Source organism: Paenibacillus sp. OSY-SE (genome assembly GCF_000283315.1).
GTDB classification, from domain to species: domain Bacteria; phylum Bacillota; class Bacilli; order Paenibacillales; family Paenibacillaceae; genus Paenibacillus_B; species Paenibacillus_B profundus.
Genome location: NZ_ALKF01000187.1, coordinates 108990 through 120934, shown reverse-complemented (window position 1 = coordinate 120934; position 11945 = coordinate 108990). Strand labels below are relative to the sequence as shown.

Below are 11945 nucleotides of genomic sequence, written 5' to 3'. Positions count from 1 at the left end.
TTTAGCCGTGTGGAGTGTCAAATACGTTCGCATGATTTTAAATGAATCGTTGCGTTTATGGCCAACAGCCCCGGGCTTTGAACTCTATGCCAAAGAAGATACGGTAATTGGAGGAAAGTATCCAATCAAAAAGGGAGAAACGGTTGGAGTTCTCACGCCGCAGCTTCATCGCGACAAAGATGCCTGGGGAGATGACGCCGATGAGTTCCGTCCCGAGCGGTTTGAAGATCCCGGTAAGGTTCCTAATCATGCCTACAAGCCATTTGGAAACGGTCAACGGGCTTGTATCGGGATGCAGTTCGCCCTTCACGAAGCGACATTAGTTCTCGGAATGATTCTCCAGCATTTTGAGTTGATTGATCATACGAACTATCAGCTGAACGTGCAGCAAACATTAACGTTAAAGCCGGGCGATTTTCAGATGCGCGTGAAGCTGCGTAATAAACAAAAGACAAGCACAATTGCTCAAGAACCGGAAGCAGGGGATTCCAATGCTGCTGGAGCGGAAGTGCAGCGGAGTCAAGTTAGCAGTTCCATCGCCGGAGCCGAACATGCATCTCTGCTCGTGCTTTATGGGTCTAATTTAGGCACTGCAGAGGGGATCGCACGCGAGCTTGCGGATATCGCGCATGCACACGGAGTCCGGAGCGAGGTTGGATCCCTTAATGATTGGATAGGAAAATTGCCGAAAGAAGGGGCTGTGCTCATCGTTGCCGCTTCTTATAATGGAAAACCTCCGAGCAATGCGCGCGAATTCGTGCAATGGCTGGAAGGGGTGGAGCCGGGTGAGCTTCAAGGAGTTCATTATGCGGTATTCGGCTGCGGAGACCGCAATTGGGCCAGCACGTATCAGGACGTGCCAAGGCTAATCGATGAGCAGCTTGCTCTTAAAGGAGCTAGGAGGCTCTCTCTGCGTGGCGAGGCTGATGCCAGCGGGGACTTCGAGCAGCAGCTTAACGAGTGGCGGGATCGCATGTGGTCTGACGCATTAAACGCTTTCGGTCTGCAAGTAAACGGGGTGGGAAAGGAACGAAGCACCCTTAACGTTCAGTTCGTAAGCGGCTTGGCAGGCGCTCCACTGGCCCTGGCATACGATGCTGCTTACGGAACGGTAACGGCAAATCGTGAACTTCAGTTGGAAAATAGCGATCGGAGCACACGACATATCGAGATCGCATTGCCGGATGGGGTTGCATATCGGGAAGGCGATCACCTTGGAGTGCTGCCGTGTAATAGCAGCGAGATTGTCAATCGGATTCTGCGCCGGTATGGATTGAAAGGGAATGATCAATTGATTGTGACGGCTAGCGGGCAAACCGCAGCTCATCTCCCGCAGGATAGTCCCGTATATCTCGCTGATCTGCTTGGTCGAAGCGTAGAGGTGCAGGAAGCTGCGACTCGGACATAGCTGCGCGAGCTCGCGGCTTATACGATGTGTCCGCCGCACAAGCATGAATTGGCAGCTTTGTTAGAGGAGGGCGTCTATCAGAATGAGATATTGCAGAAACGCGTCTCGATGCTAGAGCTGCTAGAAAAATATGAAGCTTGCGAGATGCCGTTCGAAAGGTTCTTGGAGCTGCTGCCTCCTCTAAAACCCAGATATTATTCGATCTCAAGTTCTCCTCGAGCCAACCCCGGACAGGCCAGCATTACGGTAGGCGTCGTGTATAATTCTGCTTGGAGCGGCCGCGGCGAATATCGAGGTGTTGCATCCAATTACTTGGCTGATCGCAGGCCGGAAGAAGAAATCGTTATGTTCGTTCGCACATCGGAATCCGGATTTCAGCTCCCCGATGATCCCGCAACTCCGATTATCATGGTGGGTCCCGGGACAGGAGTAGCGCCTTTTCGAGGTTTCTTACAAGCACGAGCCGCAATGCAGCAGGAAGGAATCGCTCTGGGTGAAGCGCATCTTTATTTCGGATGCAGGAACGAATCTGATTTTATGTATCGGGAAGAGCTTGAACAATATGAAAGAGACTGTATCGTTACTCTTCACATTGCTTTTTCGCGCGTGGAAGGCACACCCAAAACCTATGTGCAGCATCTGCTGGAACAGAATTCATCAGATGTAATCAACCTCCTTGCTGGAGGAGGGCGGATCTATGTATGCGAGATGGCGCCAGAATGGCGCCGGGTGTTGAGTCTGCATTACAACAAGCATATCGAACTGTACATGGAGCAGGTCACGAAGAAGCAAAAGATTGGTTGGATAACCTTCAAACAGAGGGGCGTTATGCTAAAGATGTATGGGCTGGCACATAAAGAGAATGAAGAAAGCTGTCTCTAGAGTAGATTTCCTACTTGAATGGGGCAGTTTTTTTGTGGATATTATTCCGTGTGCAAACGGTTTAAGGGTTTTGCCTTGGCAACACATTTTTCTCCGGAGCAACTTATTTGAATGACAGGCGTCTTTCGGCACGGGGAATGGGATAAGGTAAACAAAAGTATATAAAAGTCATGAATTGTCTCTTTGAATCGAGGAACAGGTCTCTTAATGTTACATTGAAGACGCTTTCTTCAAGCTTAATCAATCATTGCGGCGAAATCGTTGAAAGGAGGCATGTCATCATTCATTTGCAACGAAATCATAGCTAAGGAGGGAATTAATAATTTTACGGAGGTTGTAAACCAGACTCAGGAGGGAAAAAGATGAACTTGATGAAAAGATGGATATCCCTAACCGTTTGCATGGTGATGATGTTGACTGCGATTCCCAATGCGCATGCGGCTGAGAATCAACCGGAACTTCGCAATCTTGCCAAGGAGGCTAGCTATGAATGGTCGGAGGCGCCGGAATCCAGTTATCCGGATCCCGGGAATAAGCTTACGGATGGAAAGATTGGCGGCTTGAACGTTCTGGATCCGGCATGGGTCGGGAGTTTGCACAAGACGACTCGTGAAATCGTGCTCGATCTCGGTGAGCGCAAATCTATCTCTAGTGTAAAAGCCCATTTTCTGCAAGATTGGCCTTCTTCGGCTATTCTCTTCCCGCTGACCGTATCGGTGTACGTCTCCGACGATAAGGAGCATTGGGGTACGATAGCTCATAGAGCGACTGAGCATTTGTGGGTAGATGGACCGCCGGTTGACCAGTACTATGTGTGGGACGGAAGCAAGGATGGAATTCCAACAGCCGGCTCTGATGCGGTGATGGCTTATGCCCGTTATGTCAAAGTAACGTTCTCCATGCACCCGAAAGCATGGTCCTTCATCGATGAAATTGAGGTCTGGGGAGCCGATGGCAAAGCAGAGGGCGCGAAGCAGGTGCCTTCCGAAACGTTCCATTATTTGCAGCCGGGAGAGCCCACAGCAGGAATACGTAACTTGTCGCTCATATACAACGGCTATTATTCTGAAGTCCCGAAGCTGACGAAGGAAAATTTGATTCCTGAGATTGGCTATGTCAATAAGGAAGGAAAACTAGCCGACTGGTTCTTTGACGGCGTCTTGATGCTTGGTTTGCTGACTCCGCAAGGACATGATTTTGGCAATGGAGAAACGAACCTGTCGGAATGGAAATGGTATCTGGATAAGACGTTCAACGATCAGGGTGATATGTATCAGGTGAATGAGGCGACCAAGGAAGTTGGCGAGAAGCTGGGGCAGCCCGAACATAAAGTAAAGGTCGTCATGATGATACCGAATCCGGGGGAGCATTTATCGAATTTTGGTGATGTGGATGGCGATGGGGTCTCGGAGAACTTTAACGCTGGCGAGGTCGGCGAAGAAGCGGCTATGGCCAATAGGCAAAAAGCCATCCGCTGGTGGATTCAAGAGGTTATGCAGCGTTGGAACACGAGCAGCTACTCCAATCTTGAGCTTGTCGGCCTGTATTGGCTGGATGAGCAAGTAAGCACGAGTAAGTCGGGACCGGAGTTCCTTCGGTTCGTCAACGGTCTCGTACACGCTCAGGGGCTGAAGGCATTCTGGATCCCTCACTTCCTGAGTTATAAAAGCTTTATGTGGAAAGATGTCGGATTCGACTCGTCTGCCTTCCAACCGAACTATTACTTTGAAGAGCTGAATATGGATCGGCTCAAGGATGCGGCAAATATTGCGAAGCGGTACGGTATGGGCGTAGAGCTCGAATTCGACGACCGGATGTTGAAAGACAAGGCGTTCCGCAAGAGATTTTTGGAATACCTCGATGCCGGGGAACAGTTTGGTTTTAAGGATCATGCTTATAAAGCGTATTATAAAGGCAGCGGCACTATATTGCATGATGCGGCAGCAAGCAAAGATCCAGAGATACGGGAACTGTATGATAAGCTCTACCAATTTGCAAAAGGAAGTGCTGCGGATAATAAGGCTCCAGTAGCGGCGGATGCTGCATTCAGCACGGCAGCGGATACGCCAATCAGCGGTAAGCTGGCGGCAAGCGACGCCGACGGGGATGGACTGACGTACAGCATTGTGGAGAAGAGCGCAAAAGGCAAGGCGGAAATAACGGATGCTGCTACCGGCGCCTTCACCTATACGCCGAATGCGGGGCAGACGGGCACGGATACGTTCACGTTCAAGGGGAATGACGGCAAGGCTGATTCCAATATCGCCAAGATAACGGTGACGATCGGTTCCATGCCGGCAGGGGTTCAGACGGTCTTGGCGGGTACCGGCTCCGTCCCGGCAGGGGAGAAGTTTACCGTTACGTACGGTCTGACAAGTGTCACGCAGGCTGTATATGGTCAGGATATCAGACTCGATTATGATTCCGCTTTCATGGAGTTTGTGTCAGCGAGATCCGTCATCGACGGAATCAGCCTTGTCGAAATCGACAAGAAAACGGCCGGCAAGCTTCGTGTGATAATGGCCAGCCAAGGTGCCGGGCATGCGGTCACTGGCAATGCGGAGCTGGTGGAGTTTACCTTTAAAGCGAAAAAGGATGCCCAGTCTGCCACAGGCGTCATTTCAATCTCTAGCGCTGTGCTGGGAGATGAGCAAGGAAATGAAACGCAAGCAGCGCCTTCCTCTAAGACAATTCAGGTGACGGTAAAGATACCGGGCGATTATAATGGGGACGGTAAAGTCACTGTCGGCGATCTGGGCATCGTAGCCGCCCATTACGGTAAAACCAAACAAAGTCCGGATTGGGAGCAAGTGAAGCATATGGATGTCAATAGAGACGGTAAAATCGACATTCAGGATCTCGCCGCAGTCGCCAGATTAATGCTCAAGTAAACGGGAAGAGCGACGAAAACCGGCGATATGCGACGAAATAATGATGGGCCGCAGTTGAAAGCATACTGCGGCCCATCATTATTTCTATTTTCTTTAAGCTCTTTAAAAATATTTGCGGCGTATTTCTCTGCGCTTCTCGCAGCTCAGATTCAGTCGCGCTATAAGTTCCATGAAAGGTATATGCAGGTAAAAAGTTGGTTCCTATCAAATTGCTTGATGCAGCGTGGTTCTATTGGACCCATAAGTCCAGCCATGAATTACATAGGGTTTATGGATTACTATAAAGAATATGAATGATAGTAATTCATTTTATAAAAAAGAGGTGTGAATATGGAAGCTAATAATGGTACACCCGTCACACAGATTCCTGGTCCACGTTCTGTAGGTGGTTGGAGAATGAATATGTTCCATTTTTTTCGCAGCCCGTTAATGTTCCAGCGTTGGTTGTATCATACGTATGGCAACTTGGTTGCTATGGGACAGGGGGACAGACCTACGCAAGTTTTTGCATTTGGACCTGAATTGAACCGTCAAATCCTTACCAATCCGGAATTTTTCGAAATTAGCACAGCGCTTGTAAGGATGCCTAAAGATACGGTTATGGGGCGGATGTTTTTTAACAACTTGTCATTAATGAAAGGAGAAAAACATAAGCAGCATCGTCGTCTTATGCAGCCGGCTTTTCATCACGAACAAATCTTGCAGTACAGTAAAGATATGTTCAGACTTACTAAACAGTTAAGCGATGAATGGCAGGATAAAGCCGAAATTGATTTGAATCTGGAAATGAAGAAATTAACGCAACGAATTGCAGTCAAAACGCTTTTTGGATTGTACAACGAAGAAGAATTGAATCGAATAGGCACATTTATCACACAAATGACCAAATCGATATTACTGGTCTCCCTCGCACCCTTTAACTTTCCGTATACACCGTATCATCGGGCCTTGCGCAATGCCGAGCAACTGAATACACATATTCGTTCGATGATTGAACAAAAAAGATTAGAACGAAACGCCACCGATGTACTTGCCTCGCTTGTAAAAGCTCATGATGAGGATGGCACAACGCTAACTGATGAAGAATTGATCGGTCATACGTTCAACTTATTTGTCGCTAGCCATGAAACTACAGCAAATGCACTGACATGGACCATTTTTCTGCTGAGCCAACACCCAGACATCCTATACAACCTTTTGGAGGAACTGAAAGAAATTGAAAATGAACTGAGTCTGGATAAACTAAGCAAATTGCCGTTACTTGAAGGAGTCGTGAAAGAAAGCTTGCGCTTATTACCGCCTGCGAGTGTTGGTGTTCGGATAACTGCTTCTTCGTGTGAACTGGGGGGGTTCTCCGTTCCAGAAAAAACAAATGTCTTCTTCAGTCAACTGATTACGCATCGAATGCCTGAACTTTATGACGAACCAAATCGTTTTATACCCGAACGCTGGAGCACTATCAAACGAACTCCATTTGAATATTTGCCATTTAGTGCGGGACCGCATATGTGCATCGGCTGGGGCTTTGCCATGCAGGAAATGAAAATTGTCCTTGCCGTACTCCTTATGCGGTACCGTTTCTCCGTTGTTCACCATGCAAAAATTAGTCCTAATCTAATGATGCGACCTGTAAGCGGGATGCCTATGCGTATTTTTCCTCAAGATTGGAAATTCGGACGAGTGCCTGTTCGTGGAACTATTAATCAACTGATCGATTTTTAACTGGATTAAAAAACACTGGCGCTTATATCATTTAATGAATCTATAAGTATGGTTGAGAGCGCTTGCCGCACAATACCCAACCTCAGAAGAAAATGACAAGAAAAGGAGAGATGACAATTGAGTAATCCAGAACGCTTTGCAACCAAGCTGAAAAAAACGGCGGCACTTTGGTTTGTTTTTTTGTTAGTTATCACCTTAGTGTCGTTTGCAGGGAGTGTAAGCGGCGCTTCCGCAGGAGAGGAGTCTGCAGCAATGCCGCAATGGGCGGTTCAAGAGCCTGACTCTGGCACGCCAACAGGCAAGAATGCGATTTCTTGCAGCACGGCTTCCTGCCTTTCCAGCGCTCTGAAGAACGTGATGCCAGGAAATAAAATAGTGCTCGCGCCCGGCACTTACAAGGGCAGCTTTTCCTCGGACGTGAATGGAACAGCGGAGCAGCCGATCATCATCCAAAGTGAGGACCCCGCCAATCCGGCCGTGTTATCGGGCCATTCCACAGGCTCAGGGTTCAGCCTGCGCGTACGCGGCGACTACTGGAATGTTCGCGATCTCCAATTTACGAACGCCCAGAAAGGCATCATACTGGATCATTCGAACCATACGCTCATTACGAATGTAGAAGTGTACAACATCGGCTCTGAGGGCGTTCATTTCCGGGACGGCAGTTCTTACAGCACCATACAAAACTCGAATATCCATCATACCGGAAGAACATCGCCAGGGTATGGCGAAGGGGTGTACGTTGGTTCCGCCGAAGGAGCCAGCTACAACCAAGCCACACATTACAATACGATTCGCAATGTGGTCATTGGCCCTCACGTGACAGCGGAGCATATCGATATTAAAGAAAGAACGCTCGGCACGGTTGTAGAGAATTGCACGTTCTATGGGGAGGGAATAAGCGGCAAAAACTATGCCGACAGCTTCATTGATGTGAAGGGCAACGAGGCCGTTATCCGTAACAATGTCGGGTATCAAGACAGCAACAGCAACATTATAGACGCTTTTCAGCTTCATCAGATCGTCGCCGGCTGGGGAATCAACAACAAGTTCACCAACAATACATTGCATCTGGATGACCCTGCGGTCTACGTCGTTGCAGGATACGGCAACGCAAGCGCATCGGCGACGCAAAATACGAGAATCCCGGCGGGCAATATGTACAAAGGAAACATTGCAGCATACTAAGAATATCCAATCCAATATCCACAGGGAGCATTGCTCCTTCAAAGCTATGGAAACCATGTTATTTATACTTAATAGCTGTACTAACAGAACAATAGCAATTAATAGCTATTCATTATCCGCCCAGACAATAAAGTCTGGGCGTTTACTTCGGCAAGACTGCAACGGTATCATTTTCTTTTCAAATTAATGCCGGATTTATCCCCGAATTTCACCGATGCTGCACGGTATGCACGTTGGCGGAAGTGTTGCCTCTTTCAATCTCCCGAATTAAGACATTAAGCGTTCTGCCTAGGATGGCCCAAACTCTGAAAAGAGGCTGATATTTAGACAAGCGCCAACGCAAATCTACCTTCCCGTAATAGTATAATACTGGAACACCATGATTAAGCAGCTTTTATGAGGAGGAATGAAACATGTCTTGTAAAGATCGAGATTGCCGCGTTGTCGAATCAACTACACTGGCTGAATGCGATAACGAAAAACACGATCCGCATTGGCCCACGATTAAAGTTCCAGTAGTATTGGCAGAGCGCGAAGTTCAAGTCAACGTGGAGGCCCTGATTAGCTTAGATGAACCTGCCTTGGAAATTAAACGTATCAAGAAGAAAGTGTTTTTGGAACAGTGCAAATTGGTTCCTACCGATTTCCATGGCAAATGGGTGACCAGAGCCAAATTGTACCTCAGAGGATTCATCCGCAAAAATATTGAATATGCCACGGCTGACAGATCTCCTACGGCTACTGCTGTTTGCGGAAGAATTCTTCATACGACTGTGCACGTTCCTTTCCAATGCGTCACCGAAATCAAATTCGGCAAAGTGAAGCCAGAGCTTACCTCCGAAAGAGTAGAAGAGTTCGAGTTCTTGGGTAAAGACGAAATGTCGCCTCGACTTGATAAAACATTGTTCAGTCACGAAGTATTCTTTAACGAGCAGCCTTTCTGCGAACTGGTAAAGGTCAGATTCCATGAACTCGACATTGGCGAAGACTTCGACTTCGATGATGATCTGCCTCGCAGAGAGAAGACGTTCGAAAAAGTGCGCGAAAAAATCGTTATGAACGTAACCGTAAAAGTATTGCAAAAGCAGCAAGTTCCATTGCCATGGGGCCATAAAGATGAAGATGATTGCAAAGACCACAAAAAAGATTGTAAGTAACGCCAATACAGCTTAGCTGCCGAGAAATTCTCGACAGCTTTCTTAACGTTTGAGGCATACCCGTTCACCCGCTTACCGCTCGTAATAAAGGTTCAAATAGGAGGGGATTCCTTACAACGTGGATCTGAAGAAGGTGACAGCGGACTTGAAGCCTATCTACAAGGCTGCGACAGAGGAAATGGCATTGCTTGAGCTGGATCGATTCGAAGAGACATGGGGCGCCAAGTATCCGCTCATTGTCCGTTCGTGGCGCGCCAATTGGGACGAGCTCGCTACGTTTTCCAAGTACCCGACAGAGATCCGCAAGCTTATCTATACGACGAACATGATCGAAAGCTGCCATCGCCAGCTACGCAAGGTGACGAAAGGAAAAAGCATTTTCCCTACCGATGAGGCGCTGCTGAAGATGCTATATCTCGTCACGATGGATGTCACGCGCAAATGGACGGGCCGCGTACAAAACTGGGGGCAAATGCTGCTGCAGTTCTCCGTCTTCTTTCCGGAACGCATCGGCCAGCATTTGCCGTGAGGGGCCCCCTCCCTCTCCGGGGAGCTTCGTATGAATGAGTATACACAAAATCCTTGACAGACCCGTGCAATACATTCGAGCAATTGAAGAAAGATATGGATGCCTATATCTATTTTTTAACAATGAGAGGTTTCAGACAAAATTATTACTTCAGTTTTAATACTGTCTACTTGACAGGGGCAAGATCACACCCCCGTCTTTTTTTATAGACAGCTTTTTGGGAAGTATTTAGTTATTTTTCAAGACATCAATTAATCTTTTTGTCCAACTAAAGTCTGTTTCAGTAATTGTATTGTCTCCGTATTCTTTTCCATCTCTATCGATGGCATAGATAAACATTCCTCCCTTAGGACCATCTTCCGGTTGCCAAACAGCATATTTGTAAGCTCTACTTGTTTCAAATGGTTCCTGAGTATCACCCCAGTTTGCACCTAATTCTTCCTGAAAAGATATCCCCGGAAGAAACTGATCAGGGAAGATCGTATCTTTATAAGTTGCCCATGTACTATCTAATCTACCAGGATCTCTGCCATAAGCTTGTAGAAACAAATAATCACAAAATGGAGCTACTTTTTTGAATAGACTATGATTGTCTTTGTGTGTATCATAGATAAGCAGCTTGCCACTATTCGACATTGGTCCTAACCGTTTAGACAGAGCTTCAAAAACACCAAAAGCTTTTGTTTCTTTTTCTTGAGTTAAAGTTTCCTCCATATCAATATCTAAGCCATCTAAATTGTAGGGAGTTAAGTATTTATCTATTAAGGATTGCGCATGATCATCATATTCTTTGGATGTGGGCATTGTACCAATACTAGGTACGTTATATAGCTCCCTTATATCTATAGTGCGTATCACTTTGGTTTGACGTTCGTGCAAGATAGGCACATACGTATCACGAAGCGTGTCCCAAAATAGTTGTTCATCTGTACCTGGTTTTACATAGTGGAAGACGGAAACGATATCGATTTCTTCAGGAATGTCTGTCATAGCTGTCACATTAGGGTATGGTAGAGTTGAATTTGCATCATGAGGCATGGTTACGTCACGCCATGTTCTATAGTATGCCATCATTACAGGAGCTTTTTGAGCTTCAGTTAACTCGTTTACTACAGAAGTTGAAGGACTAGCTGAAATAATTGAGCCACTTACCAAAGATAAAATTAAAATTGTCGACATGATTAACAACATTGATGTTTTCTTCATAAAAGATAACTCCCTTCCTTAAATGATAATATTTGAGATACTAAAGTAAGCGGTTACATTTCAGAGGGAATTCCGTCTTTATACCGAATACGATTTCGGTGAAGTAATGTCGTTGTTGCTAAGCCTTATTGCGATTATGACAGCCTTCAACAGTTGCAATCGTCCATCGGCAGTGCCGATAGTTTACAATTTCATCTTTCCAGTTACGCATCGTGCCCCATCGGTTCTCCTTGCTCTAACCACGCTCAACCTCAGGTTTGCAACAGCAAAGGTTGGAGAGCAGTCATACCATGTTGTAAGTGCTCCCATCCCTCACGCAGAACGGGTGAGTAATCTAATAAAGTTTGCAGTCGTTTTCTACTCTTATCTGGATTTAGACTTTGGGATAGGCCTTGGCTTGTGGCGCCAGCTTGCGCTGTACTTCATCCTAAATTATGAACCATTTTAAAACCTCCCCGAATAATTATTCATGTATTTCTTTTTGAATCACTCTCGATTTGCTTGGCGTAAATTCCTGCGCCCTTATGAGTCAAGAACGTCAATGGATCGCCACTTTTTCTCGTTATATCAAAGGGCTTATTCAGTAATTTAAGCTGCAAAAGTCGAGTCATTTATATAATCGGCCAGAAATAAAAAAAATTAATAGGTATAATCGACTAATAATCATCTGCGCAAAATTAATACTATTATCTTGATTTGGTCCCCACTACTTCTTCTTGGGTCTGTAAAATAAGCTTCCTCGCTATAGTTGATAGCGCGTCTTCCGCAGTTTGCTCGCAAGAGGTTTCTGCCTGTACTCATCGATCATTTTCCCGAGCCGCTGCGCCCTTTCGATTTCGATCGCTATTGCTGAGGCTCTGGATTATAAAACCGCTGTTGTCAACCGGGACATGAAGGGGCTCGCTAGAGTTGCGGCGGTTAGTCCAGCTGTTCTCGAGATATTGGATAAGCAGCCGTTTGGC

At 46.6% G+C, this 11945-nt stretch carries 5 protein-coding genes and 2 pseudogenes; 6 read left to right on the top strand and 1 reads right to left on the bottom strand.

What is annotated here, in order from left to right:
- The 6 genes and pseudogenes from A372_RS34225 to A372_RS0117810 all read left to right on the top strand — a co-directional run.
- Positions 1 to 2265, top strand: a pseudogene (locus tag A372_RS34225) (bifunctional cytochrome P450/NADPH--P450 reductase); the annotation flags it as partial.
- Between the two features lie 387 nt (positions 2266 to 2652).
- Entirely contained in the window at positions 2653 to 5181 is a 2529-nt protein-coding gene (locus A372_RS0117830; RefSeq protein ID WP_019422244.1) for a DUF4855 domain-containing protein, read from the top strand.
- Between the two features lie 330 nt (positions 5182 to 5511).
- Positions 5512 to 6903 (top strand): cytochrome P450, encoded by a 1392-nt coding sequence (locus A372_RS0117825; RefSeq protein ID WP_019422243.1) that lies wholly within the window; start codon positions 5512 to 5514, stop codon positions 6901 to 6903.
- A 117-nt stretch (positions 6904 to 7020) separates the two neighbouring features.
- Positions 7021 to 8091 carry a right-handed parallel beta-helix repeat-containing protein gene (locus A372_RS0117820; RefSeq protein ID WP_019422242.1) on the top strand — a complete coding sequence of 357 codons (1071 nt, stop codon included), beginning with the start codon at positions 7021 to 7023 and terminating at the stop codon, positions 8089 to 8091.
- Positions 8092 to 8504: 413 nt separating this feature from the next.
- The gene (locus A372_RS0117815) at positions 8505 to 9248 is read left to right on the top strand and encodes a CsxC family protein (RefSeq protein ID WP_019422241.1); all 744 of its coding nucleotides are present in this window, start codon (positions 8505 to 8507) and stop codon (positions 9246 to 9248) included.
- A 121-nt stretch (positions 9249 to 9369) separates the two neighbouring features.
- Positions 9370 to 9777, top strand: a pseudogene (locus A372_RS0117810) (IS256 family transposase); the annotation flags it as partial.
- 228 nt (positions 9778 to 10005) lie between these two features.
- On the opposite strand, the gene A372_RS0117805 reads toward A372_RS0117810, so the two are convergent.
- Positions 10006 to 10983: an EndoS/ChiA family endoglycosidase gene (locus A372_RS0117805; protein ID WP_019422239.1), complete on the bottom strand. Its 978-nt coding sequence runs from the start codon at positions 10981 to 10983 to the stop codon at positions 10006 to 10008.
- Positions 10984 to 11945: the final 962 nt, after the last annotated feature.